This window comes from Oleiharenicola lentus, from assembly GCF_051660365.1.
Taxonomy (GTDB): domain Bacteria; phylum Verrucomicrobiota; class Verrucomicrobiia; order Opitutales; family Opitutaceae; genus Lacunisphaera; species Lacunisphaera lenta_A.
The window spans coordinates 468,437-493,933 of record NZ_JBOZXB010000001.1 but is presented as its reverse complement, the minus strand read 5'-3'; the positions used below and the strand labels follow the sequence as shown (position 1 = coordinate 493,933).

At 58.1% G+C, this 25,497-nt stretch carries 17 protein-coding genes; 5 read left to right on the top strand and 12 right to left on the bottom strand.

The window, feature by feature from the left end; translation table 11 throughout:
- Positions 1-8 precede the first annotated feature (8 nt).
- From ACRRQW_RS01740 to ACRRQW_RS01725, 4 genes are all read right to left on the bottom strand, one after another.
- Positions 9-764 carry a glycosyltransferase family 2 protein gene (locus ACRRQW_RS01740; protein WP_438479525.1) on the bottom strand — a complete coding sequence of 252 codons (756 nt, stop codon included), beginning with the start codon at positions 762-764 and terminating at the stop codon, positions 9-11.
- A complete protein-coding gene (locus ACRRQW_RS01735; RefSeq protein WP_438479524.1) occupies positions 761-3,772 on the bottom strand; it encodes a YfhO family protein in 3,012 nt (1,003 codons plus the stop codon). The genes ACRRQW_RS01740 and ACRRQW_RS01735 overlap by 4 nt, the downstream gene beginning before the upstream one ends.
- A gap of 135 nt (positions 3,773-3,907) precedes the next feature.
- Positions 3,908-6,487 (bottom strand): ArnT family glycosyltransferase, encoded by a 2,580-nt coding sequence (locus ACRRQW_RS01730; RefSeq protein WP_438479523.1) that lies wholly within the window; start codon positions 6,485-6,487, stop codon positions 3,908-3,910.
- A gap of 98 nt (positions 6,488-6,585) precedes the next feature.
- The gene (locus ACRRQW_RS01725) at positions 6,586-7,644 is read right to left on the bottom strand and encodes an NAD-dependent epimerase/dehydratase family protein (RefSeq protein WP_438479522.1); all 1,059 of its coding nucleotides are present in this window, start codon (positions 7,642-7,644) and stop codon (positions 6,586-6,588) included.
- Between the two features lie 106 nt (positions 7,645-7,750).
- On the opposite strand from ACRRQW_RS01725, the gene ACRRQW_RS01720 reads away from it, so the two are divergent.
- Positions 7,751-8,221, top strand: coding sequence for a hypothetical protein (locus tag ACRRQW_RS01720; protein WP_438479521.1), 471 nt, complete (start codon positions 7,751-7,753; stop codon positions 8,219-8,221).
- 73 nt (positions 8,222-8,294) lie between these two features.
- Here the strand turns inward: ACRRQW_RS01720 and ACRRQW_RS01715 are convergent, their stop codons facing one another.
- From ACRRQW_RS01715 to ACRRQW_RS01705, 3 genes are all read right to left on the bottom strand, one after another.
- Positions 8,295-9,953, bottom strand: a complete 1,659-nt coding sequence (locus tag ACRRQW_RS01715) for a glycosyltransferase family 2 protein (RefSeq protein ID WP_438479520.1) — start codon at positions 9,951-9,953, stop codon at positions 8,295-8,297.
- Complete coding sequence (wecB, locus tag ACRRQW_RS01710; protein WP_438479519.1) at positions 9,940-11,100, bottom strand: non-hydrolyzing UDP-N-acetylglucosamine 2-epimerase; 1,161 nt, start codon at positions 11,098-11,100, stop codon at positions 9,940-9,942. The genes ACRRQW_RS01715 and wecB overlap by 14 nt, the downstream gene beginning before the upstream one ends.
- Before the next feature lie 195 nt (positions 11,101-11,295).
- Complete coding sequence (locus ACRRQW_RS01705; RefSeq protein ID WP_438479518.1) at positions 11,296-11,655, bottom strand: hypothetical protein; 360 nt, start codon at positions 11,653-11,655, stop codon at positions 11,296-11,298.
- 141 nt (positions 11,656-11,796) lie between these two features.
- On the opposite strand from ACRRQW_RS01705, the gene ACRRQW_RS01700 reads away from it, so the two are divergent.
- From ACRRQW_RS01700 to ACRRQW_RS01685, 4 genes are read left to right on the top strand one after another with little or no spacing between them, the layout of a single operon-like run.
- The gene (locus tag ACRRQW_RS01700) at positions 11,797-13,560 is read left to right on the top strand and encodes a glycosyltransferase family 4 protein (RefSeq protein ID WP_438479517.1); all 1,764 of its coding nucleotides are present in this window, start codon (positions 11,797-11,799) and stop codon (positions 13,558-13,560) included.
- Positions 13,561-13,572: 12 nt separating this feature from the next.
- A complete protein-coding gene (locus ACRRQW_RS01695) occupies positions 13,573-14,595 on the top strand; it encodes a dTDP-glucose 4,6-dehydratase (protein WP_438479516.1) in 1,023 nt (340 codons plus the stop codon).
- A gap of 4 nt (positions 14,596-14,599) precedes the next feature.
- Positions 14,600-15,178, top strand: coding sequence for an SGNH/GDSL hydrolase family protein (locus tag ACRRQW_RS01690; RefSeq protein ID WP_438479515.1), 579 nt, complete (start codon positions 14,600-14,602; stop codon positions 15,176-15,178).
- Positions 15,175-16,116 (top strand): NAD-dependent epimerase/dehydratase family protein, encoded by a 942-nt coding sequence (locus ACRRQW_RS01685; RefSeq protein ID WP_438479514.1) that lies wholly within the window; start codon positions 15,175-15,177, stop codon positions 16,114-16,116. Before ACRRQW_RS01690 ends, ACRRQW_RS01685 begins: the two co-directional genes overlap by 4 nt.
- On the opposite strand, the gene ACRRQW_RS01680 is transcribed toward ACRRQW_RS01685, so the two are convergent.
- The 5 genes from ACRRQW_RS01680 to ACRRQW_RS01660 all read right to left on the bottom strand — a co-directional run bounded on the left by ACRRQW_RS01680 (position 16,099) and on the right by ACRRQW_RS01660 (position 25,491).
- Positions 16,099-19,383, bottom strand: coding sequence for a carboxypeptidase regulatory-like domain-containing protein (locus tag ACRRQW_RS01680; protein ID WP_438479513.1), 3,285 nt, complete (start codon positions 19,381-19,383; stop codon positions 16,099-16,101). The two genes, ACRRQW_RS01685 and ACRRQW_RS01680, sit on opposite strands and share 18 nt — an antisense overlap.
- 20 nt (positions 19,384-19,403) lie before the next feature.
- Entirely contained in the window at positions 19,404-20,396 is a 993-nt protein-coding gene (locus tag ACRRQW_RS01675; protein ID WP_438479512.1) for a FecR family protein, read from the bottom strand.
- Entirely contained in the window at positions 20,393-20,947 is a 555-nt protein-coding gene (locus tag ACRRQW_RS01670) for an RNA polymerase sigma factor (RefSeq protein WP_438479511.1), read from the bottom strand. The genes ACRRQW_RS01675 and ACRRQW_RS01670 overlap by 4 nt, the downstream gene beginning before the upstream one ends.
- Positions 20,948-21,039: 92 nt before the next feature.
- A complete protein-coding gene (locus ACRRQW_RS01665; RefSeq protein WP_438479510.1) occupies positions 21,040-23,397 on the bottom strand; it encodes a hypothetical protein in 2,358 nt (785 codons plus the stop codon).
- 24 nt (positions 23,398-23,421) lie between these two features.
- The gene (locus ACRRQW_RS01660; RefSeq protein WP_438479509.1) at positions 23,422-25,491 is read right to left on the bottom strand and encodes an ArnT family glycosyltransferase; all 2,070 of its coding nucleotides are present in this window, start codon (positions 25,489-25,491) and stop codon (positions 23,422-23,424) included.
- Positions 25,492-25,497: the final 6 nt, after the last annotated feature.

Sequence of the window (25,497 nt, the reverse complement as noted above, 5' to 3'; positions counted from 1 at the left end):
GCGTTGGACTACAGTCGTTGAAAGCGGTATTTAGCCCATGCCCAGAGCCAGTTGGGCGGATCGCGAAACATGGAAACTTTTTTCCCTTCTTTGAAAGAGCGCGAAGTATATTTGATGGGCACTTCGATGGGCTTGTGACCCTTGCGAACCAGCTTGATCAGCAATTCCCAGTCGAAATCGAAACGGTTGCTTTCGAAGGTGAGGCCTTCGAGACACTCGCGACGAAACACTTTATACATGGTAAACGGATCGCGCAGCGTGAGGCCGAGCGAGATGTCCACCAGCCCAGTGAAAAACCAATGGCCGGCATTCAGCAGAAACGCATGAAACACCTGCTCGTCAAATTTCCGGATGAAGAGACTGTTTCCGTGCCGCGAGCCGAGCACGAAGGTGTGCGTGCCCGCTTGAATCGGGGCAAGCACTTTTTCGTAATCGGCCAGATCATATTCAAGATCGGCGTCTTGAATTAAAAATACATCGCCGGTCGCATAACCGAAACCGTTGCGCACGGCATGGCCTTTGCCGCGCGGGCGTTCTTCCAGGATCAACTTAACGTGCGGAAGTTGCGCGTATTTTTTGACGATATCGCGCGTGCCATCCGTGGAGTTGCTTTCGACGATGATGAACTCGATGTCCCAGCCTTCGATGCGTTTCGCGGTGATCGCATCAAGCGCATTCGTAGCGGTATTGCGTTCGTTGAACACCGGCACGACCACAGATAATTTGGGTCGGGCAGGCAGGGGCGGAATAGCGTGGGCCTTCATGTGACGGGCTGGAGGTTTCCGCCCGTCGGTGCCGAGCGCCACACGCAAATGAATCCGATGAGCAATATCACCGCACCCGCCGCGCACAGCCAGAGTGCCGCCGTGAAATGCTGGGGCCAGTAGGCGAAGGTGATTTCGTGGCGACCGGCAGAGTCGATCGCGACACCTTTAAACGCATGGTTCACGCGAAAGTAAGGCGCGGGCTTTCCGTTCACTGTGACTTGAAAATCTTCTGCATAATACGTCTCGGTGAGCACGGCCACGCCGGGGCCGGTGGTCTCGACGGTGAAGGTCGTGGTGTTCGCCGTCAGTCGATAGTCCTTCGCGGCGCGAACGGTGCGACCGGCGAACTCTTGGGGCAGATCGGGCGTATCGGATTGGCTGGTTTGAACCGAAGCGAAAGGCTTGCGGTCGCCCGTGAGCACTTGCTGTGCAAAATCGCGAGGCGTGTCGTAGGTGCCGAGCCGGTCGGTGAAGAATGCGCGCGGCCACGCGGTCGGGCTCGCATAGACATCGAGATCGAGTTGTTTGAGCAAAGTAAGCCCCGCATACTCACGCGGTGGATCCGAGCGGTCGGCGACATAGAGGGCGGCGTTGAGGACATCGTGCGCGGGCACGATCACCGGAGCCGCATCAGGATCGTTGCGCCAGTTCCAGTTCCACACGCGCTGCATACCGAACTCGACCGCGAATTCCTGATATTCTCGGCTGCGTAGCGCATCGACACCGTAGAGACCTTCCCAGCGCAGCGTCGTGTTGTAGGAGGGATAAAGTGCGTGCCCCCACGGGGCCACGCGGATTGGTTCGCGGCGTTGCTCGTTGACGAACTCGATGCCCGGCGAGCTGGCGTGGATGTCTGCCCGGAGAGCGGGCACAAACGCGTAGAAATTGAAAAGCGTGTCGCCGATCTGGCAATGCCGCCACAACAACAATGGCAAACCGAGCACCATCGCGACCCAAAGCAGACCTGGGCGAGCGAGCCGGAACGAAGCTCTGGCCGCGACGGGCAATGCGATCACCGCCAGCAAAAGTGCCGCTGCGTAACCCGCGAAGAACGGGCTCTTCACACCGGTTCGGGTCGCTACAAAGTAGACGCCGACCAGGCCGGCGAGTAGCAGAAATGTCGCTCCGAGATGTCGACCCCAGCCGTCGGTGCGTAGCCGTTCAAGCGCGTCACGCAGACCGCAGCCGGCCAACACGGTAACAATCACCAGCAAGATGCACGAGAAAGTGTTGCCCGTGTGGATGATGTTCGCGACGAACGGGATTTTCACGACGATGGATTCCGGCACGAGACCGAACGCGAACGCGAAAGGCGGAAGCGCCGCCAACAGCAGTGCAAGTCCCGCGCGGTCGCTGCGCCACAGACGCGGAGCGACCAGCCACCACAACACGCCGAGCAGCAGGAAAAAATTGTGCGCCGGCGCGACGATGATTTCATCCACCACGGTCTGGCGGTAAAAAATGTCGTCGAAAAATCCGATGACCTGCGAGAGTGGGAGTGGCACCGCACCGGGCTTGTCGTAGCCGGTCATGGAATGTTTCCACGCGACGAGAAATGACATCCAACCGGGTGCGGCTAAGAGCACGAAGCCGAATCCCGCGAGCGCGGCGAGACCGAGCGTGCGCAGTCTCCGACCGGCGGTGATTGGCAAGAGAAAGAGCAGCAGCACACCGGCGAAATTGAGGCCGGCCATGAGCATGTAGGCTTCCTTCATCGTGCCACTGGTCATGACGAACCAGTTGGCGGCGACGAGCGCGGCGAGCCATCCCGCGATGCGACGTGACGTGCCGGCATGCACCAGTCCGGTCCACGCCCAGAGAATTAGCGGCGCGACGCACACACTGAAGTTAGCGGGATGGACGAGCCGGAAAGTATAAAAACCGATGAACGCAGCGGTCGCGGTGATTAAAAGCGAAGCGGCGAGATGGCGAGTGAGTTGCCAGACGATTCCGCCGAGCGCGGCTGCAAAAATCCACCGCACAATCAAGAAGCGTAAATCCCACGCCCACGCCGCGCCATCGGCGAGGATGGTGATAAAGTTGAGCGGATCGCCGAACATCGACTGGCCCTGGCCGAGCAAGGGCTCGCCACACAACGACCAGCGATTCCACAGGGGAAGTTCCCCCTGGGAAAGGGCTTCGCGCTGCGCCACCGGGTAATAAAGATGCTGAAACAGCAATGCGCCCGTGTCGGAGCTCATGGTGTTCGTATACATGTAATCTTCCGAACCGGGCAAAGTCGGCAGCGAACCGTAGAGCATGAGGCCGCCATTGCTCGGCGACGCGAAGCTGCGACCTTGGAAAATGATCGGGTGACATTGAATCACCACCGCGACGACGGCAGTGAGGGCGATCGCGCTGACTGGTCGCGCGCGCAACCAGGCGCCGAGCGGGGTGATTAATTTCGTGAGCGCGCGAGCGACGAACGGCGTGCCGAGAAGCAAACCGGTGAGGAACACCGGCAGGAAAATTGGCCAGCCAAGTTCGAACCAAATGCGACTGTCGCTGGTGAGCCGGATGGGCGCCTTGAGTTCGATTTCCATCACTGGATCTCGGGATTGCGGCGTGGTCTGAACTTGAAGGGTATCGCCACGGGTTTCGAGCGAAGCGATCTCGGCTCTCGCGCGAAAATCAGAGGGAGCAAATTTGTATTTCACGCGACCTTTGCGATCGACGATTTGCGCGTGCGAAAAATTAAACGTGCCAACCCCGTCGATGGGATCGAAGCGCAGGCCCTTGAATTCCCCCATCGGCATCATGTAACGGTAAACGACCGGTGCCGGTTCGATGCGGAGCGGCTGGCGCGAGGAATCGTTTTCGTTGTAGCCGCGACCGAGATCCCAAAACAGTTGCGTGGTGCCGACCGAGCTCGAGGTTAACGTAATGTCGAACAGGTAATAATCACGTCGGTCGACGCTGGTCGTCATGACAGGCAGTGCTGCCGCCAAAGCGAGCAATGCGGACAAACAGATCACGCGAAAATCCAGCCACGTTTTGATCATCATTGGCGGGAGCCGGCCTCTTTTCTCTGGGCAGCAGGATTTACGAGTCGCATGTCGTCTCAGCCAAACAGCGGGGCGAGGGCAGTGGAAGCGGGAAAATGCCCGTGTGCGGATGGCAGCTCGTGGGAGTGGGCGTCGTCAATCGATCCGGAGGGAGGTCAGGTAAGTCCAATCCCACGAGTGATTGTCCATGGGATCGACGATGATCTTCAAACGATCGTGCTTTTGCACGTCCGGTAAATCGATTGCGCACTCCTGGCGGCCTCGGTCGGCGGGATTGTCGAGCGGGTTGAGGCGGCGCGCGAACAGCACGACGGGTTCGACGTGCTTGCGATGGCGTTCTACGCGGAAAATCGCGCCGTTGGTTTTGCCCGCAGCGGTGTAGGCGCCCTCGTTGAAACCAAAAGCGAAGGCGAGCGTGCGTTCTTTTCCATTCAGACGGAAAATGTTTTTAGCGGGCGCATGTTGCATGAGCAGCGGTGCATCGGGTTCGCCGAGATAATAGGCGGTCGAAGCGGAGGTTTTTTCCGGCAACCGGTTGAACGCGGGGAATTGCGACGGCAAAAATTTCTCGCTGCGCTGAAATTCAAAAGATGAAATATAAATCCAATCCCAAGCACTGCTCTTCGACGGGCCGGCGTCGGTGGACAAAATCAGCTGGGAATCAGCAGGGAAAGGAGGGATCGGAATTCGAATCGAGTGGGGCACGCGTGCGCCGGGCGTCGAACCCGGATCGAGGAAGTGTTTGAAGACAGGTTGAGGCGGATGGCCTGGAGTATGGATTTCAACGGACAGGGTCGCACCATCAGAAGCCCAGGCGGCGATTGCGCGGGGATGGAAACCGTAGTTCAAGAGCAGTTCTCGTTCGTGGCCCTCTAGTTTAAACGAAAGGCTGGCCGGAGGCAGCAGGAGCACCACGGAACCGTTCCCTAATTTTTCGAAGCGCCCTTTCGACATCACAATGTTCTCGGAGGATATATTCCGCAACGGCTGTTGCTGTGCGCGGAGGAGGGCGGATTGAAAGCGCGGATTTTTCTCACTGCGGGCGCTGAATAAATCGCGTCGCACGTGAATATGATAATGCGAGCGGTCAACCACGTGGGTGTAGTTTGCCGCGATGTAGGCTGCCAACTCGGGGAAGCTTTGGTGACCGTCTCGCTCTGGGTTCGAATAATAGATCGAGCCCGGCCCGACTGAGTCCACAAAAATGGCCGGCTGATTCTGCTTAAGATCTTCCAAGTAAACCGCCCGGTAGATGTCGCGGGTTTCACTGGGAGTGATGCTCCAATACGTGTCGGAGTCGCGCGTGCCTTGGGCCAAGCCAGTTTCAGCGTAGACTTGAGGGGCATAACCCCACAGCGCCAATCTATCTCCCGGCTGCGAAAAACTATGAATCAAGTCGTTTACCACAGTCCGCGGATTCCGCCACTGTTCGGCAAACAGGCCGAACATGGACGGCACCGGTTGCGACAGCCTTAAAATTGCCAAGGGTGTGATGGCCAGTGTCCAGAATCCGATCAGGAGCGCTGGCCGCGAGCGGGACACCGCGAGTTGCAGCCAAAGTTCCTTCGTCGCGGTGATGCCCCAGAGCATGATCGGAATGACTGAAAGCAAAAGGTAATGCTGGAAGGCCCGGCCCGAAAATATGATGGAAATCACGCTGACCGCGACGAGTGCGCCGCAGGCGAGATACTGACCGCTAAGCGAGCGACGTTGGCCGAGGGCGAAGATCGCCGCGAGTAGCGCAACCAACAAAGGCCCGGCGACAAACGCGGGAAGCCACCCGCTGCCCCAAGCCAGTTTTCCGAGCAGCCAAGCTGTTTCGAAGGTGCGTTCAGCATCCTCGACATACACAAACGTCTGGAGCACGTAGCGCTGCCACGCCAGTTCGGCCAATTTAAAAGGCATGAGCAGCAACAAAGCCGCAAACGTGGGGATCAACGTTGAACCGGCCAAAATCAAAGCCTGCCGCTGTTTGGTTTTTCGGGAACTGGATCCGGTGGCGATTTGCCACAATCCCAGGATGATCAACGCGGCGCTGAGCGGGCCAATTTGGAGTTTGGCCCAAGGGGAAAGGCCCGCCGCGAAGCCAGCGCAAACCAGCCACGGTATCGGTTGCGCGCTGAGAGACGCATGGACGAGTGCCCACAGGCAAACGCACCAGAGGAGCAACGGCGCATGCTCGGTCGAATAATGCAGAAATTCCCAGTCGGTGGTGGTCGCGAAAAAGAAAGCTGCGGACATGAGCCCGATCCGGGCGAGCATGACGCCCGCCAACTGGACGGCTGCGCGATAGCTGAAAAAAAGCATACCCCACACCATCAGCAGTCCGGCTAGGCGGACGGTGAAAAAATCAATTTTCCCCAGAAGGAAAACCAGAGGAAGCGGGAGATAGAAATTGAGCGGGCCGGAGGTTGACGCGTCGACCGAGCGGAAAAAGACCGGGTCTTCCGCCAAGGTCAGAATGCCGGCGACATGCTGGCTTTCATCCGGGCTGTATTGATGTGCCGAGAGCAACCAAGGCCAGCGCCATGCGAGGAGGAATGCGAAAAGCATGCATGCGCCCCAGAAGCGATTTTCTCTTACGCCGGTGCGCTGCGATAATTCGGCGCGCAAAGGCCACGCCGCCCAGAGGAGGAGCAGTAAGGTGGGGCCCGATACAATTATCCAATACGACGACGGGTGGGTATCAAACCAGTCGAAGAGCAACTTTAACATTGGCGGTGACCAATGTGGTTACATGGCGACGCTACTGCGCGTCGTCGAGCCTAGGCTTCGCTTATGGCAGGGCTACGCAGCTAGCAGAAGGGAAGGTCTTACGATCCGGCGCGTTCGCGCCAGGCTTCGACAATCTGGCGGATGGTTTCTTCGAGGGACTGCGTGATGTCCCACTTCGGAAAATGGGCGCGCATCTTGCGCAAGTCAGAGTAATAGCAGATGTGGTCACCCGCGCGGTTCTGATCCACGTAGGTGAAAACCTGAGCCTTGCCGCTGAATTTCTCAGCGATCTTGAACGCTTCCAGAATCGAGGTGCTGTTGGCCTTGCCACCGCCGAGATTGTAAACCTCGCCGGCGCGCGGATTTTCCACAAACGCGGCCATGAAGCGGGCGACATCGAGCGAATGAATGTTGTCGCGCACCTGTTTGCCCTTGTAGCCGAAGACGCGGTATTCACGCCCCTCAAGATTGCATTTCACCAAGTAGGAGAGGAATCCGTGAAGCTCAACGCCGGTGTGATTCGGGCCGGTCAGACACCCGCCGCGCAGGGCGCAAGTCGGCATGTTAAAATAGCGTCCGTATTCCTGCACCATCACGTCAGCGGCGACTTTCGATGCACCGAAAAGCGAGTGTTTCGATTGATCGATGGTGAAGCTTTCCGGGATGCCGTGAGCGTAAGTTGCGTCGGCGTAGTCCCAACGCGTGGCGAGCTCGGTCAAGGCAATGGAGTTGGGCGCATCGCCGTAGACTTTATTCGTGCTCATGTGCACGAACGGAGATTCCGGACAGGCTTGGCGGGCGGCTTCGAGGAAATTCAACGTGCCCACGGCATTGGTGTCGAAATCGTCAAACGGGATCGCGGCGGCGCGGTCGTGCGACGGTTGCGCGGCGGTGTGCACGATGACGTCGGGCTTGATCGATTTGACGAGTGCGAGGACGCCCGCGCGGTCGCGGATATCTAACTCATGATGCACGAAACCTTTCAGCTCTTGGGTAAGCCGGTTCTGGTTCCAGCGGGTGTCACCTTGCGGGCCGAAAAAGACCGCGCGCTGGTTGTTGTCCAAGCCGTGCACGTGGTAGCCTTGGCTGGCAAAATAAACACACACTTCGGAGCCAATGAGGCCTGAGGAACCGGTTACGAGAATCGTCTTGGACATGAGTGAAAAGGGGACGTATGCGTAGCACCTGAGTGGCTCACTTCCAGCTGATTTTTAGCGGATTCTGGCTTGCTATCACTTTGCTGGGAACTGTCATGAAGAGCCTATGATTAATGTCCGTTCGTTTTCATTACTTTCTAGTTGGTTAAAGATCGGCTGTTTTGTGGCTGCCGCAACAGTGGTCGTTCCGTTTGCCGGAGCCGTCGAACGCTCCTTACGTGTTGATGCGCCTCGCTTTATCAAGGAAGGTGCAGTTGCCAAAGCCAGCGTGATTGCGAGCACTGACGCAAAAGACGGTGAAAAAATCGGATTTCTTCACGCGGAAGCGTCGGTTGATGATGGGAAGACTTGGACAGCGCTTTGCTATCTGGACAAAGGCTCCAAGTATGAAGCCCGTAATTTCGATCTGCCGGCTGCCCCTGCTGGCGGCAAAATCATTATCCGCGCACGCGTAGCGTTCCGCGATGGTGCGGCGGGTGATGTCGATTTCAAAGGTGAACGCATTAAATGGGACGAGACGTGGAATAATTGGAGCCAGCCACCGGCCAAGCAGCTGGTGCTCGCGGTCAGAAAATAATCCCGCACGAGGTCGAGCTCGCGGGCCTGCCCGCGAGCTCGATTGCGGGTGCCAGTTTATTTGAGACAGTCGGTCAGCAACTATCGTGGACCAGCTCTGCGATTTTCGCTCCCCACTTTTGCGAGTGGCGCCAGCGATTGTAGAGTGTGTTGTGACGCCGTTGCTCTGAAGGGTAGGAAGCGCCTTCGAGGTGATAGAGTTCGATTGTCGGGTCATACCAATTTTGACACCCCGTCGAGATCAAGCGCAGGCACAGATCCATGTCTTCGTAGTCGCCTTGGACGTAGCCCTCGTCAAATCCGCCGACTTCGACAAAACGCACGCGCGACACCATCAAGCAAGCGGCAGTTACCGCGATGACGGAACGGGCTTCATTGGCTGCCGCGTAATCGCGATGAGCGTGTTTGAAAAAGGGCAGACAATCCCAACCAAAGCCATCGGGATTGGCGTGGTAGCTCTCGCCGGCGTGCTGGATCGAGCCATCTTCGTAGAGCAGTTTAACCCCGAGTGCCCCGGCTTTGGGAATGCTCTGATAGGTCGCTTCCATGCGCGCAATCCAAGCGGGTGTGATTGGAAGCACATCCGAATTGAGGAAGAGTAAGATCTCCGCTCGAGCGAGTCTGGCGCCCAGATTGTTGATCGCGGCGAATCCCGCGTTTAAGTTTACCGCGACGAGCCGCAAGGGCACGCGATGAAACTCCGCCAGCGCGGCGGCGCGCGATTTAACTTCCGGCAAGTCTTCGGGTGAATCGAGCAGGTAAATCAGCTCATAATTGGCCCATAAGGAGTCGCGCGAAATCCGGGCAATCTGATGCTCCATCAAATCGATGCGCCGGTAAAGTGGCACGAGCACCGAGACGCGCGGTTTTTCGGGCCGCAACCCGAACTGCTGATCGCAGGTGATCGCGACTTTCCGGCCATGCTCAGCGATGACTGCCTGCACGAATCGGTCAATGTGGCCAGCGACTCCGTCGAGACAAGGAATGCGTTGCAGCGGAAAATCCGGCAGCGTCGAGGCCAGTATTGGCTGCGTTTGAATCACGGCGGTGATTGCGGCGCTTTCGCACAAGAAACCATCTTCGGTTTCGAGTTCAAAAAACCACCCTTCAGCGAGTAAGCTCGGGCCGGGTAGATCAAAGGTGACGAGAAAACCTGAGTAAGTGTCGCTGGGAAAAAGCGGATGAATATCGATACGCGGGGCCACAAAGATATGCGCCAGCAACTCGAGGCTGAATCCTTCCGGGCTGTGCGCCGTGAGTCGCTGCACTTTTCCGCGACAGTTTCGCCACCACCCGCGGACATAGCATCGGCGCGCATCGGCCCGCGCCATAACATCGATGCACACCATCGGCAATCCGCACACCAGAGGAGAAGGCAACGGCGCTCGGACGAGGTCACGTAACTCGCGCAAGCCTTCGGCCAGACTCAATCGAGCGGTGGGGGATAAATCCCACTGCAGAGCTTCGCGGCAGAGTGGCAACGCTTGGTGCAATTTTTCAGGGTGCTTCTCAAGCAGGGCCCGGGTGGCGTGATCTGGCGCGACGGCCCCAAGTTTTTTTCTGGCTGCTTCGGCCGACCCCAAATCGAAAAAACCGATGACATGAATGACTTCGGTAAGCGTGAACGCAGGCGAGAGACCGGAAGGAGGTTCGTGGTCAAACCAAACCAACACTTGCGGCGACACCCAAAAGCCACGCGTCCGTCCGCGCGAAAAAAAATCAGCCCAACTCATGGCAGAGCGCGCCGGGATAGTTTTGCAGCGCGTGGACGATCCGCGTCGCGGCGTGGCCATCGCCATAACCGTGGTAACCCTTCGCCATGGCGCGATGGATTTTAGGATGATCGAGCACGCGTCGCGCCGCTTTGATAATCGTCGCGCGATCCGTGCCGACGAGTTGACAGGCGCCTGCGGCGACTGCTTCCGGGCGTTCGGTAAACCGACGCAGCACCAGCACCGGCACGTGAAGCGCGGGGGCTTCCTCTTGCAAACCACCGGAGTCGGTCAGCACCAACGTAGCGCGTTGAAGGATCGACAGCATCGAAGGATAATCGAGCGGACTGCTCAGCACGATATGAGGCGAGTTGCGCAGCGCTTTGCCGACCGGTCCACGCACGGAAGGGTTGGGGTGCACCAAGCAAAGCAGTTTAATTTTTCCGCCATAAAGCCTGCCTAGTTCGCGCAACGCCGCGCAAATTTCAGCCATGGGCCGACCGATGTTTTCGCGCCGGTGGAATGTGACGACGACCAGCTTCGCGGCATGAGCTTCCTTAGCTTCAGTTAACCCGAGCTTGCTCCACACACGCTGTCGGACTGCACTGGGCGGAAGCGGTTGCCGGCGAATTGTGCGCACAGCGTCGATGATCGGATTGCCGCTGACTAGAATCGCGGAAGGCGAAATCCCTTCGCGTCGCAAGTTGCGGCGCGCTTGCACCGTGGGAGCAAAGTGCAAATCGGCCAGCACGCTCGTGAGCCGCCGGTTGAATTCTTCTGGGAACGGTTCGGTGCGACATGCGGTGCGCAAGCCTGCTTCGATGTGACCGAAGCGCACGCGGTGGTGCGCGGCGATCAGGCTCGCGGCCAACACCGAAGTCGTATCCCCGACGGCGAGGATCCAGTCAGGTCGGACATCTCGCACGACATCGCCGAGGCGCGGCAGTAATTTCCCCAAAAAGTCTTCCGGTCGTTGGTTGCGGCGTGGAAAATGAATCGTGTGATCGACCGCGACGCCGAATAATTTTAGCTGCGGATCGGCCAGCTCTCGATGCTGCCCGGTGGTGCAGACGAATGAGCGCAGCCCGAGTGTTTGCTGAAGGGCGCGGATAACCGGCCCCATTTTTAAAGCCTCGGGTCTGGTGCCGATGATAGAAAGGATACGCATTGCGGGCAAACGGATCGCGAACCGCAGGTCTGCCCTTTCACATGACAAAGTCCGATGGGAAATCCGCTATTCGATCTGAATCGTTATAGCGGGTTTTCTCGAGACGATTGTCTGAAGAGGTAGCTGGCTTGGATGCGGTCGTCCCTCGCTTCCGAGTCCGGCTGATTTTTCATGGCATTTGCTTCCACGATCAGTTCACGCCTTGTCCCTCATCGCGGCTTTGAGCCTGAACGCCGACCGAGTGGTTTCTTGAGCACTGAGGTGATGGCCGGCTGGGTTCGGCATGCGTGGGGATTTTGCTCTGAAGAGCAGGCGGACGACCGCGTGCCCGGGTTGTTTCAAGGGATTTTGTGCGATGCTTTTTCTGGTGCTCAGTGGCTTGATGTCAGAGCACGATTTGGCGGGCAGATATTTTTTTCGACGCTGGGCGTTCCGTTGATCGAGCAAGCGTTCGGTAGGGGAATGCTGTCGTTTGAAATAAAAATTTGGGGTGAAGCACCGGGATGTCTGCGTCTTGAAGCGCTCGCGGCGGATGGGGTGTGGCGTGAATTTCACAGGGGAGAAGATTTTTCGCCTGGCGCCAGAGACGCATCGATCGCGACCGCGCCGGCGAATTCATTGCAGGACAAAATTCTACGGTGGTTACGCCGGCAGCATCAACATCCTGAGTGGGATGCAGCGCAATGCCTTCGCGCGTTGACAGAAACCGAAGCCGTCGGGGTGCCTTTGGTGGTGCCCGAAACCCCGTGGTGGGGTAATCTGGAAAGCTCGAAATCAGGAACTCCTGTGCAGGTAGATCACTGGCAGCTTTCGGTGTGGGGTTGGATCAGCCACGAAAAGGCACATGTCGTAAAAGTGGAAGCGTGGGTGCACCCGTGGCTGCCGTCCGAACTGGAATATCAAAAACCGCGCCCCGATGTGCCGCAGGTGTTTCCTGATTTGAGTGGAGATGGTTTGGTGGGATTTGAAGGGCAGGTGGTGGTGCCGTCGTCGCTGCCGGCACCGTGGAATCTTACGGTTACGGCGAAACTGGATGACGGCACGTGTCAGGTCGTTTTTGTCCGCAGGATCTATGGGCCGGCTTGTGCGGAAGAATTGCATGATGAACTCCCGGTTTACAGCCATCGCGCTTTTTGGCGGGCGATTAAAATTTTGCGACCCACGCTGGGAGGGTGGTCGGCGCTTTGGAGCGAACGGGCCGCACTGCGCGAGGCCCGAGCAATTTTCGAGAAAAACGGCGCGACCGAAATCGAGCCCAATCGAAAAAATTTCTGGCATGCTCCGGTGCAACCCGCCCTGCAGTCTCGGGCGCTTTCGGTCGCGATTGTGAACGATAATTTCAGTTTGGGCGGAGCAGCATTGTTCGCGTTTGAGTATGCCCGTTATTTGAAGCAAGTCCTGAAGTGGGAGGTGCACATGATCGCACCCTGCGATGGCCCGCTGCGAACCCTTTGCGAAAACGTCGGATTGCGGGTGACGATCGTGAATCCACTCGATGCGACGCAGCTGGACGCCGGCTTCGATTGGCAATCGGTGAACCTAATCGTGGTGAATACTTTTGTGGCTCGGTGGGCGGTGTCGCTGGCGGAGCGTTGGGGAAAGCCGTCACTGCTCTATTGGCATGAGGGTGCCAGGATGCGGATGATTTTCGGGCGGGAGACGACCGAAGAAATTCGCGTGCAATCAGCCGAAGCCATGCGCAGCGCGACGTGCGTGGTGTTCGTGACCCAGTGGACGCGATCCCATCATGCACAGCTGGAGCGGAACAATAATTTCCGGCTCCTGCGCAGTTGGGTGGATCTCGCGCGCGTCGACCAGTTCCTCGCACAGAACGACGTCGTCGAACTTCGCCGGCGCCATGCAATTCCGGAGAAGAATTTTGTCTTTGTGTGCATGGGGAGCATTTGTGACCGGAAGGGCCAGCGGACTCTTATTCGAGCCGTCCAATGGTTGCGGCAAGGCGGCGGACGTGTGCCCGATCGTCATCGCGAAATTACGGTGATGGTGGTGGGCGCGCGACCCACGCCGGACGCAGCGAGAATGGCGGAGGAAGTCGAACTGCTGGATCTCGGGGAAGTCAGGTTGATCGCCGAAACCCCGCAAGTGTGGGAATTTCTCATGCTGGCGGATGCTTACGTGTGCCCGAGTTTCGTGGAAGGATTTCCACGTTCGCTGATGGAGGCGGCAGCCATGAGAAAATGGATCATCGCAACCTCGATCCCGGGAAATCGTGAAATGCTCACGGAAGCCGAAGCTTGGATGGTGCCCGCCGGCGATCCGCCAGCCCTGGCGCAGGCGATGCAACGGGTGATGAAAGCCGCTGACGGCCACGATTACAGGCGGCCCGATGCAGCTCGATGGAAAATGGAACGATGGTTCGATGACACTCAATCCTTGCCGGTGCACGCGGCACTCGCGTTCGAAGTTGCGCAAAGAATGTCGGTATCAGCCGCGCGCTAATTTTTTATGCCTGTGAAAAAGAGTAAACTTCTCGCCGTGACCGGCGGCGCGGGATTTGTGGGGAGTCATTTGATCGACGCATTATTGGCGCGAGGGGATCGTGTCGTTTGCTTGGATTTGTTCACTTACGCGGGAGGACTGGCTCATTTGCGGCAAGCGATGGCGGCTTTCGCGCACTGTATCGTGGATCGGTTGTTGGACGTCTCCGTGCTTCGGGATGAAATGAAGCGGTTGATTATTATGCGGTGCGATCTCAACGACACCGCGGTGCTCGCGACAGTGCTGAGAGAGTGCGACGGAGTGCTCGCGCTCGCGGCGGAGACCCATGTGGACTACAGCTACCACGCGCCGGGCGTATTCACCCGGGCCAATGTGAATGGCACGCAAAGTCTGCTCGACGCTTGGGGCATGGTTGGCGAGGGCAAACGCTTGCTGCATGTTTCCACGGACGAAGTCTATGGTGAGATCACGGAAGGCACAGCGAACGAAGCTGCGCCATTGAAACCGAGGAATGTTTACGCTGCGACAAAAGCAGCGGGCGATTTGCTGGCGCAGACTTACGCCCGAGTCTTTGGCCTGAATCTCGTCATTGTGAGGCCGTGCAATATCTATGGGCCGAGGCAACAGCCCAAGGATCTGATCCCAAAAACATTTTCCTATCTATTGAACGGCCAGCGCATGACGATCCACGGCGACGGGCGCCACATTCGCGAATACTTGTTAGTGACGGATGCGGTGCGGTTGTTAATCGGAGTTTTTGACCGAGGGGTAGCGGGCGAAGCCTACAATCTCTCGTCGCATGATTTTCAATCAACGATCGACGTCTTGCGCTCCGTCACTGCTCTTTTGCAGTGTTCGTTCGATGAGTCCGTCGTTTACACGCCAGATCGACCAAGTCCCGATCGTCGTTATGCCGGCGACAATGCCAAGGCGCGTGCCTTGCTGGGGAAAGATTGGCGACTGGTGCCGTTTGCGGAAGGAATCGCCGCGATGCATAAAGATTTCGCGATCCGTAAACCGACGCCGTTGCTTTGATTTTATGAGTTTATTCGAACATGGAGTTTGCCTGGGTGACAGCCTCACGGTGGGAGCCCGTTCACGTTACGGTCTCGCCGAGGCGCTTGCGGGAGACTTGAACAGCTGCACGCGAAAACGCTGGTTGTTTCGCAGCGAAGCCTGCAGCGGCGACACCGTGATCCAGTTATTGCGCCGCATGGATCAGAAACCGTGGATGTGGCGCGAAGTTACTTTTGCCACATTGTTGATTGGCACGAACGACGCCAAGCGTTCGGTCGATACTCCGCACGACTGTTTCCGACTGCTTTACGGGCAGGTGCTCGATCGGTTGCTGGTGGCGAAATTGTTGGTGTTCCCCGCGTTGATCCCGCTGCTGCGCGTCGACGAATCGTTGGCGTCGCCCTATGACGCCAGCTGTAACGAGCGCATCACGCAGTTTAACGAGATCATCCGGAGCGAGTGCGCGCGGGCGGGTTGTGCGCAGTGGTTGGTTGAGTCAGCCGATTTTCCGGCGGAGTGTTTCGCCGACGGCGTGCATTTCAGCGAACAGGGAATCCGCGAGTTGGCGCGGCGTTTTGCGTCACAAATTGTGAGTCGATGAAAATCATCATCCTCGGTGCGGGCGGGTTTCTGGGGAGTGCTCTGGCTGTGGCGGCAAAGAGCGAGGGCGTCTCTGTGGTCGGAGTTGGGCGCTGTGAGTCCCCGCCATTCGAAGGCGTGTTCGACGAGTGGATCGCCGCAGATGTGGCGCGACTTGCGGTGAATCCGATCGACTGGCGCGACCACATGGGCGCAGCGGTTTTTCACCTTGCGGCGGATACGCGCATTTACGAACTGGCGGTCGATATCATTGAAACAAGTAAGCAGATGGCGCGTGTTGCCGTGAACCTGACTCGTGCAGTCGGCGGGCGCTTGATGTTTTTCAGTTCTTCCGCGGTGTATTCGGACAGACGCACGAATTATCCCGTGAGCTTGATCACGGAAGCGGATGCCACCGAGCCATCGACTGATTATGGCCAGGCTAAGTGGGAAGCGGAAAAGGTTATTACGGAGACGTGCGCTGAGGCGACGGTGTTGCGAATCTTCAGCGTGGTTGGCCCAGGGCTTTTAGCCGCGCCTGATCGCGGCCACTTGGTGCAAGCGGTTGCACGAGCGGTTTGCGAGGGGAGTGAAATCGTGTTGCGAGTCGATGCGGCCGGTCGGCCGGCGATGCGCGATTATGTTTTGGCGGATGATGTCTGTCGGGTGGCGCTCGAGTGGGCGCGCGGGGAGAAAACGGAGAAGTTGCGCGGCGTTTTTAATTTTTGCTCGGGCGTGGCGATTTCGTCCGAGGCCGTGGTGGCAGCGGCCGAGTGCGCCGTGGCGCATTCGATTCCGGTGCGTTTGCAATTCGCGGAAACCAATCAAAATCCGGTGATGGTGGGTTCTCCGGAAAAACTAGCGCGCATCATCGGCTGGCATCCCCGAGCCGCGATGGAGACGTTCTGGACTGATTGGGCGCTTGGCCAACGGGACGATGCGCTAAAACTGAGCCGTTAACGAAACCGATAGCGTGCGGCCGCGAAAATCACCGTAAGGTTGCACGCCGGCGCCGGAGGCATCGTTGACGTAGCGCGGAAATTCGGTGTTCAAAATATTGTTGATGCGAACTTGGGCGCGGAGGCCGAGGCGGCTTTTCTCGGGCAGCCAGTGCGAAAGTTCGGCTTGGATGTAGGCGTCGAATTGCGTGTAAGGTTTGATCTGTTTGTCGCCCTGAGAGGGACGTTCAATCAGCGGCAGGATGCGCGAGTGGTAGTAATGGCCATCGAGGCCGAAACCATAAGTGCGATTGAACCAACCAGCGCCAAAGTTGAGTCGATGCCGAAGCAAACCGGGCGCAGCGCCGTCGGGAGCGCTTAGCTCATCGACTGCGGGCGTGCTGGAAAACAATTTGAGATCGTATTTCTGAAAAGCGAAATACCGGCTCCGGAGTTCGAGCGTTCCACCCATAAATTCTGTCCAACGATAGTCCAGTGACGAACTCCAGTTTTGGGAGTGACGGGAAGCGGCGTTTACGACGCCCGTGAGCAACGAAGTAATCTTTCCAGCATTGCCGGGATCTCCTGGTTGCGCGGCATTTCTAGCGATGCGTTCCGGGAACAGGGTTTCCAGATTCACCAAGGGTTGAGGCTCGAGGTTTACGAGCTCGTTGGTTTTTTCGGTGTCGGTAAAATCGAGGCTGATGCGAAAGCGATGAACTTTGCCGTGCTGAAAAACAATTCCCGCAGTCTGGGTGATAGTGTCTTCGGTTGAAAGTCCGGCATTGGGCGGTTCATCAGCCTGCACGTTGTAACTTTCATTTCTACGCGGGTCGAAAATCTCGACGAGATTCAAGCCACCGCCCGGTCCGCCGCCCGTGGCAGATTGGCGGCTGAGATTGGGAGTGGGGAAACGACTCGAAAACGTCACGCTGCCGCGCAGAGAGAAACCTCCTTCGAAGTCGGCCTTCAAACCCAAGGCCGGCGCGAGGTTGGTTTCGTTGGAAGTATCGGCGGCGACATAGCGGGCCGCCAGCGTGGTGTCCAAACGATCCAGCCAGCGCGGGAGAATTTTTTCCGGCAGGACGGCGGCTTGGAGTTCTCCAAACACGCTGATGCGTTCAAGGGTTCTGCCATCCCAGCTGGTGGAAGGCAGCGCGAGCGTGCCATCGGCGAACCGTGTTTCGGCAGTGAAGGGAGCAAGATGATTGCGGCGGTAATCAATGCCGCCGTTGATCGAACCAAGACCGGTGGGAAGATTTAACTGCTGATTGGTGACGCGGAGCGCTCCGTCCAAGGTTTGGTAGTCACCGAGGGTGTCGAAACGCTGATAAGTGCCGCGATAAATGAGGACGCGGTCATAAAATTCCTGAGGCGGTGTGAAGACTTGTGTGTCGCGCAGAGGATTGTAGCTGCCGGTGTCGACGAGTTGCTGCCAGCGCGCCGTATCCACGCCTGCTAAGCCGCGATATTTTGTGACGTTGCGACCGTATTGCGCATCGAGCGTGACGCGCCAGTCGTGGGGTAACTTGACGATTAAACCCAGCACGGCCGAAGAGGACTCTAGTCGTGCCTGGCTGTAATTTTCGCCTAGTAGTGGAGCGAGTTCGTTCAAGGAAACGGCAATTGCCCGCCCGAACGGATTGAGTGGCGAGGTCGCTGCAAGCGTGAGGTCGCCGGTGATGACATCATAGCCACGGGCGACTCGCGTGCGCGCATGGAAACCATCAAGTCCCACTTGTAACCACGGCAGCACGTCGTAGGTCAGCGAACCATAGTAAGCTTCGCGTTCCTGCCAGCGTCCGTAGGGGAAATCAGAACTGTTTAGCGACGCGGCCATGCCGCCGGGTGAGTCGAATAAATCGAAGTTACGCAGACCGGCGCGTCCGGCAAACGCCGCGAGGCCGCCTGTGCCGTTTGCATTCGGGGCAACCGATGTCACCGATGAGGAACCCAATCCAAAGAGTGGTCCGCCATCGACACTGCGCACGTTCGGCGTTGCACGATAAATCGGGTTGGCCAAAGGCACGGGCGCTTCCGTGCGGGCGAGACGGTAGCCGAGTTCTGATTCCACGGGCGGCGTGGTCTCGGTAAACGTGGCACTGAAACGCAGGCGGATCTTTTTATCGAGCAACGTCTGGCCGTGTTGCAGCGAGATTGAAGACTGCGGCGCATCAAGGCCACCGAGCGCGTTGCTGTAGGTGGTCGTGACTTCGGTGGAATCGATATCCTGGCGCAAAACGATATTGATGACGCCGCCTACAGGACTTCCGCTGTAGAGCGCAGAGCCCGAAGCGGAGAGCACTTCAACCTGCTGAACCAAGCCGAGCGGAATCAAATTTACGTCGGCTTGCTGAGGCCCTGAGTAACTCGTGAGCACCTCCGGCAGTCGCCGGCCGTTGACGAGAATGATCGTAGAGTCGGCAAAACCGCGGAGGTTGAGATTGGAGCTTCCGGTAAAATAACTTTCCGCAGTGCCGTTTTGATCGGGAGGCAGAGCCGAGGAGTTTGCGTCGAGAATTTCGCGTTGCAGGAATTCGTTGAGATTCACCACTCCGCTGCGAAGGAGCTGCGTGCGGTCGAGAATCGTGTAGGGAATTGCGTCGTTGTCGGTGCGCGGCAGATCGAGATTGCCGGTGGCAATGCGCGGCGAACTACCGCTGCGGTCGAGCGGATTGGCGCGGCCGTCTTTTCCGCCGACGATGTAGGGATCAAGCTGCACAAGTTCGCCTTCGCGTTCGATCGTTTGGGCGGGGAGAGTGAGTTGTTGATCTTCGTCCAAGGTGATGCGGGGCAAAGCGGTCGTGCGATAGCCGAGACCGCTGGCGACCAGACGATAACTGCCGGGCAAAAGTGCCGCGAAAGCGAACTCGCCGTGTTCGCCGGTTACGGTGCGCTCTCGATTGGAAAGCATGATCGTGAGTCCCGCAATCGGCGTGCCGCTGGTAGCGAGGCATTTTCCCGAGATGCCGCTGGTCGCCTGGATGTTTCGAGTGACGACGAATTTGCCGCTCAACTTGCGGCGGGCGGAGAAGCCGGTGTTGTGAAGCAACTGGGAGAGCGCATCTGCTGGTTCGAATGTTCCCACGACTTCCGTTGAGCGTGCGGACTGCAATGCGTCGAATGGGAAAAGCACCTCCGCTTTGGTCTGCTGGGAGAATTGCAGCAGCGCATCGGCGGCGGATTGGGCGGGAAGGTTGAACTCCACTGGCCGCGCCAGTGCGAGAATCGGCCAAGTCAAGGCGAGCCCCAGCCACGCCCGGGTTAAGAGAAGAGCAATGATACGCACGATGAGCGGAGCGAAACGACTTAACGTGAATCGCTCACGCTGACTGCAGCCGAGCCGTTGGCCGTGCGGGTGACCCGCAACATTGGCATCATTTCCTGAATGCCGGAGAAAAAGCCTTCGGGATCATCCAAGCTGAAGCGCCCGCCGACTTTCAGATCGGCCGCGTCTTCGGTCGCCGTAAAATTACGACCGTGATAACGTGCAAATCGCGCCAAGGCTTCGCGCAGCGGCGTGCGGTAAAATACGATTTGGCCCTGACGCCACGCGAGCGTGTCTTGCAGTTGGGAATCGGAGAGTGCCTGCACAGTGACGCCGCTGGTATCGGCGGATAATTTTTCGCCCTTGGTCAGAGTCTCGGAATGGGCGGCCTCGTGAGGCTGAGCTTGAACCGAACCTTCGAGCACGGTGATTTCCCACGGCGCATTCGGCTCGGTGCGGACATTAAACTTGGTGCCGGTGACGCGCACGGAGCCGGCGGGGGTCTCGACGATGAACGGACGCGAGGGATCTTTGTGGACGGAGAAAAAAGCTTCGCCGTCGGCGAGGCGGATGTGGCGGCTTTTGCCGTCGATTGCCACCTGCAGGCTGGTGCGGGCGTTGAGTTCCACCTCGGTGCCGTCGACGAGAACGATTTGTTGGCGCTGGCTAATTGACGAAGCGAGGTTGGTGGATTGGTGAGACGGTTGATTTACCCAGAAAGCGAGCGCGACTGCGGCAGCCATGGTCAGCACCGCACCAGCCCATATCGGCCGGCGCAGCCAAGGGGTCGGCTGGGCAGTCTTATAGCTTTCCGCCGACAATTCCTTGATGCCTTCAATCAACGGCAATTGCTGCTCTAAGTCGGCGGAAAATTGGCAGTAAGAAGATAACAACGGGCGGTGCGAGGGATGGGAGTCGAGCCAGGTGTTGAGTTCGGTGCGATCCTCGGTGGAAAGAACAGAACCGTCGAGTCGCGCGGCCCAGAGCGAGGCGCGTTCCTTGGCGGCGAGGGTGATGCGAGGAGAAGATTTCATGAACCAATTTCCTTTTCTGAAGCAGTATCTGCGGTCGCGGGCGAGACCGACAAGCTGGCGCGGAGCAGGCGTAGTGCGCGCGCGTGTTGTTTTTCCACGGTGCTGATGGCGATGCCGAGACGATCGGCGATTTCCTGGTGAGAAAGTAACTCAACTTTACGAAGCAGCAACACGGTGCGGCAACCAGGCGGGAGCTCGCTAATGGCATCCTCTAATCGCTGTAATTCTTGCCGGGCGATCACGGTTTGCACGACTCCGGGGGCTTGGGAGGCGGCGAGTTCGGGCTGCGCGGCGTCGGCGATGAAAGGGCCGATGCGTCGGCGCTTGAGTTTGTTGAACGCCAGCCGGCGAGCGGTCGTATAAAGAAACGCCTCGGGTTTGTCAGCCGCCTCTTTTTGGACGGTGGGATACACCCGCATGTAGGCGTCATGCGCTACGTCTTCCGCTTCAGCGCTATCGCCAAGCAGCCGTGTAAGATAGCGGCGCAGGGGCGCTAAGGTCGCACGATACAGCCGGTCGAAAGGCGAGGGTGTGGGCGGTTGATCCGACATGAAAAGAGACGGTGAGGAGTTTTCCTTACGACAACGAAAGGATGCCAACCCACTATCTGCTTTTCAATATTCGTCACACCTTGGCCGTGTCTCTATTTGATCTCGATATCTGTCCACGCCGTCCAGTCCCAGCCCGAATCGTTGTGGTTGCCGACGGTGGTGCGGAGGTAGAGTTTTCCGCCTTTGAATTTCGTGATATCTAGCTGGAAGGAGAGCAGGCCGCGATCTTCAACCCGATTGAGGGGATCCAAGGAGCGGCGGTAAACTTCAATGGTATCGAGGCCGTTAGACCAAGCGATTACGAAGTCGCCGCCGTTGGTGCGCCCGCCATTGGTGTAAGCGCCAGCGACATACCCATGTTTGCCACTGATGGTCGTCGCGCCGGCCGGCAGGTCGAAAACCATCTCGCTGGGTGCATGCATCACCATCACATCCTGGCCGCTAATCTGCTGCATCGAGGGCTTGGTTGTCGGGTCGAAAGAGGTTGGCGGCGTCTTGAACATAAAGAAGACCTCCCGGTTGATGTGCTTGAAATACTCCAACGCCGAGTTCGTGAGAGGAAAGCTGGTTAGTTCCGCTTTGGCGGGAGCGGCAAAGTATTTCCGATCCTCTTTGGCCAAGGTGAGCATGATCGATTTGGTTTTCTTCTCCGGGACTCCGGCGGCGAGGTAGGTGAAATCTATCAGGTCGGTTACGACGGGATTAACAATGAAGCCCGCACGCCCGATTGGAGCAGCCATGCGGTAGGTAGTGGTGAGCCCGTTGGAGTCCGTTAGGGCGAGGCGCAACATGGGCGGCTTGTAGAAAAAGTTACGAATCCGTCCAAGTAGCGACGGGCGGATATCGATCGTGAGCCAAAGGGCTTGGGCTTGGTATTCGGTGAGATTCCACACTTCCTCGAACGGCAGATCCTTGCGCGCGACCAACGGTCGGGGCGTTTCCGTAAACGGTTCGGGTTTCTTTTCCCAAAGTTGGAAAAATTTCTCCGTGTGGACGTAGCGATAGCGCTCCATCAGCAGATGAAGCACGGCGGAATCGTCCATCGAACCGAGGCGTTCGTCGATCGGCTCGACTTTGAGGAGCACGAACTCCGGAGCGCGGTCTGAGCGGTAAAAGTCTACGTTCAACTTCAAGAGTTCGGGTGTATAAACCGAGTAGCTTTGGAACACCGGGCGCGGGCGGTAATTGAAGTTATTGTAGATCGCGATGCCCTGATTGAAACCGAGCACGTCGAGAGTTTTTTCGCCCACGATGGCTTTCGTGCGCGGCAGCTCGAAGCGCGAGGATTCTTCTCGCAAGGCGCGGTCGTAATCTTCGCGCAGGCTGGGCAATTTTGCGAACGAAGCGGTGTTGGTCCAGACCCGGTCTTGGAAGATCGCCAAGGCCGCGTCGACTTGCGGAAGAATCGCGTCGCGGATGCCCAGCAAACACAGCACGCCGGTGACACCGAGCACCACGCGTTTGAGCCAGCGCAATGGCACCCCGTCGTCGAGCAACACCGGAAACGCGACGATGGGCAGCAACGCGGCATAAAAGAAGCCGATCATGTGGCCGTCCGCGCGCACGAATCCATGTTTCCAATTTAAGTAAACGAGCGCCCCGAGAATTGCGCTGCGCGCCAACGTGCGCGGTCGATCTTTTTGGGTGAGCAAATTTAAGAGGACATAAGCGATCAGCACGCCGAGCACGAACAACCCTCTTTTAAAAGGCGCATCGGGCGTGGCGATCCCCATGACCTCTTGGTAACCTTGGCTCACATGCCATGAGTTGATAAAGTAGGCCGGCAGATTCAGCGGGTTTTGCAAACAAAGCATCCAGATCGTCAAGAAACCGCCGCCAAACCAAGCGAGCGTGCGGATCGCGTTGCTGCGTTGGTGTTGCCACAACGATAGCGCCGCCGTGATGGACACCACCAAGGCCGCGAACATCAGATTGGTAAACTTGGCGGCGCTTTGCACCGCGAGGAGCAACAGAAATAAAACCGAACTCCAATGCCACGGCCGATCCGTGCGTCGCAGTAATTCGAAACCGGTCAGCGCAATCACGAGCATGTGAATGCTATCCTCATACGTGACGCCGAACAACAGGAAGAACCCGTAGTAAACGAAACGTGACCACCCGGCTTTTAAGCGCCGTCCCCAGTAGATGATGATCGTCGCAAACGTGCAGGCCGCAAACAAATGCCAGGCGATCAAACTCCAATAAAGCAGTCCGGAGTAAGTTTTACCCATCAAGAAACCAAGCGGCCCGTAAGTGAACACGACATCACGGCCAAACTGGAGGTGATCTAGGAAAAATTTCCCCAATGCCATGCGCCACGAGGCGTCCAGATCCAAGCTCGGCCTCAGCGGGAAGCTGAAGGTGACGAGCGCGAGGAGGATGAAGAGCGGCGCTTGCGACCGCCAGGTCGATGGACTGCCGGGGCTCTGGGGATCTTGGGTGGCGGACATGAAAAGAGTCTGGGTGTGAATGGATTAGCGCGCTGTTTCTAACAGCAAGTCTGACCAGAAAGTCCAGTCACTTGTCGCATCGTCAGCTGGACCGGGTTCGATGTCCAACCACAGTTCCGCGTCCTCGGCATTACCCGGCAATTCAACGCGAAACGCCTGCACTCCGCGGCTGGCCGGGTCGTTCTTCGGTTGGAGCAGCCGACGCAAAAGTATTTGCTCCGGCTGCCCGGACGCGCGCCAACGGATGATGAATTCGGCCCCGTCGCTCGGAGATGCGTGGTCGGGGGCGTAAGCGGCCGCGCGCAGACCAAAGCCGCCGCGCAACGCCCGCGCCCCGTCCGGCAAGCGATATACCAATTTCGAAGGTGCGTGGGCAAAGTATTCCGCGCGACCCTCGATCATGCTGAAGCCGGCGCCATGAGGAGCCACAGCCTGCACGGGTGGCACGGATGAGCCGAGCACGCCGATGGCGAGGGTCGTGGCGGTGGCCTCAGGCAGTTCGTTCTGGATGGGCGAGGAGGTCGCCCCTTCGGACCGAAGCTGAAAAAGCCGGAACCCTTGCGGCACGAACTGGCCTGCTTCGCAGAGTTGGTAGTGCGCTTTGATGTAATCCCGTAGCGCTGGGAAGGTATCCAGCGGGTATTTCTGCCAGTAGCGATTGGGACCGGCGCTGCAATCGACGATGAATGCGGGGCGACTGCTCGTGAGCTCGTTCAGCAGAGTTTCCCGTGCGCCCGGCACAATGGCGTAACTGGTATCTTTATCCATCGCTGTATTGGTCCACGGAATCAGCCCCGAAAGAAATGAGCCGTAAACAAATCGGGACGCCGGTTTGCGATCTGAGAAAAGATAGATGTCGGGATGATAGCCCCAGACGAATATCCGGTCATCACTCTGGGTGTGGGCTTTGATATATTCCGCCACTCGCACCGACGGATCAATCGGCTGATGAGCCCGGGCGCGAAATTTAACGACGCCGTAAGCGAGCTGTCCGACTACAAGAGCAAGAAATACCCCTGCAATCAGGGCGGCAAAACGACGAACAGGCCGTGATCGCACCCAACTCCACACGCTGGCCAAACCAAACCCCGCGGCCAGACACACGGGCGGCAAAAGCTGGATGAAATAGTGATCATACCCGCGCCCGCCGGAGGCGGCGCCCGCTAAACTCGAGGTGGCCCAAACGATCAGGTAAAGCAGTTGTTGATTTCCCGCGCGCTCGTTGGGAGTCGGCCGTTGTTGGAGGATCCGAAAAAGCGCGAATGCCAACGCGCCGACGACGGCGATCAGCACTAAACAATAGTGAGTCGCGAGCAGATTGAAGGGTTTGAATGCAGAGACGGCGCGCTCCGCAAAACCGATTTCCGGCCCGTAATAATGCAGATTGTAGTTCCACGCATAAAAATGGAAATCAGCCAGCGCACCGCGGGCACCGAAATACGCCAAGACAATCAATACTGGCACGAGGAAGCCAGCGAGCACTCGCGCGATTCGCGTCCACGCCTCACGGGTATTCCAGCCGCCGTAAAGCAACACCGCCAGCGGTGCGCCCAAGTCGAGAAGCGCGGGTTGCTTGGAAAGAAATGCCAGCGACAGCCACACCCCGGTGCTCACGAGGGAGCCTCGCCAGAAGGCCCACGCAGCTAAAGTGGTGAACACAGCAACGAACCACTCCGTGTTCAGTGCGTAAGCGTCGCCTGGATAAAACAGCGCAGTAGAAAAGATGACGAACAGCATCGCGGCCCAAAGTCCGGTCAGCGTAGCGCGTGCTTTTCGCCCGACCAAAAATAGCATGAACGCAGTCGCTGCGATAATGGCAGCGGCGAACGCGTGCATGGCCCACACATTATTTTCCCCGCTGATGCGGAACAGGCCTGCGACTGCGTAATAGGTTAAAGGAGTCCGTTGGTCGACCGTGTCGCGATAAAGCGTGCCGCCGTCGAGGATAGTGCGCGCAACGGCTGCGTGGATCGCTTCGTCAACATTCCAAACTCGGAACCCGAAGCTCGGCCACCGCAGGGTAAATACGCCCGCAATGAGGAGCGCCGCCACGGCCCAAGGCAGCCAATTGGTTGGGCGTGGTGAGTGAGTCATTCAGGT

Excerpts from the sequence above, each read along its gene's own strand:
- ACRRQW_RS01730 (WP_438479523.1), bottom strand. The coding sequence starts at position 6,487 with ATGTTAAAGTTGCTCTTCGACTGGTTTGATACCCACCCGTCGTCGTAT.
- ACRRQW_RS01720 (WP_438479521.1), top strand. The coding sequence starts at position 7,751 with ATGATTAATGTCCGTTCGTTTTCATTACTTTCTAGTTGGTTAAAGATC.
- ACRRQW_RS01660 (WP_438479509.1), bottom strand. The coding sequence starts at position 25,491 with ATGACTCACTCACCACGCCCAACCAATTGGCTGCCTTGGGCCGTGGCG.
- ACRRQW_RS01685 (WP_438479514.1), top strand. The coding sequence starts at position 15,175 with ATGAAAATCATCATCCTCGGTGCGGGCGGGTTTCTGGGGAGTGCTCTG.
- ACRRQW_RS01740 (WP_438479525.1), bottom strand. The coding sequence starts at position 764 with ATGAAGGCCCACGCTATTCCGCCCCTGCCTGCCCGACCCAAATTATCT.
- wecB (WP_438479519.1), bottom strand. The coding sequence starts at position 11,100 with ATGCGTATCCTTTCTATCATCGGCACCAGACCCGAGGCTTTAAAAATG.
- ACRRQW_RS01665 (WP_438479510.1), bottom strand. The coding sequence starts at position 23,397 with ATGTCCGCCACCCAAGATCCCCAGAGCCCCGGCAGTCCATCGACCTGG.
- ACRRQW_RS01715 (WP_438479520.1), bottom strand. The coding sequence starts at position 9,953 with ATGAGTTGGGCTGATTTTTTTTCGCGCGGACGGACGCGTGGCTTTTGG.
- ACRRQW_RS01675 (WP_438479512.1), bottom strand. The coding sequence starts at position 20,396 with ATGAAATCTTCTCCTCGCATCACCCTCGCCGCCAAGGAACGCGCCTCG.
- ACRRQW_RS01735 (WP_438479524.1), bottom strand. The coding sequence starts at position 3,772 with ATGATGATCAAAACGTGGCTGGATTTTCGCGTGATCTGTTTGTCCGCA.
- ACRRQW_RS01725 (WP_438479522.1), bottom strand. The coding sequence starts at position 7,644 with ATGTCCAAGACGATTCTCGTAACCGGTTCCTCAGGCCTCATTGGCTCC.
- ACRRQW_RS01690 (WP_438479515.1), top strand. The coding sequence starts at position 14,600 with ATGAGTTTATTCGAACATGGAGTTTGCCTGGGTGACAGCCTCACGGTG.
- ACRRQW_RS01670 (WP_438479511.1), bottom strand. The coding sequence starts at position 20,947 with ATGTCGGATCAACCGCCCACACCCTCGCCTTTCGACCGGCTGTATCGT.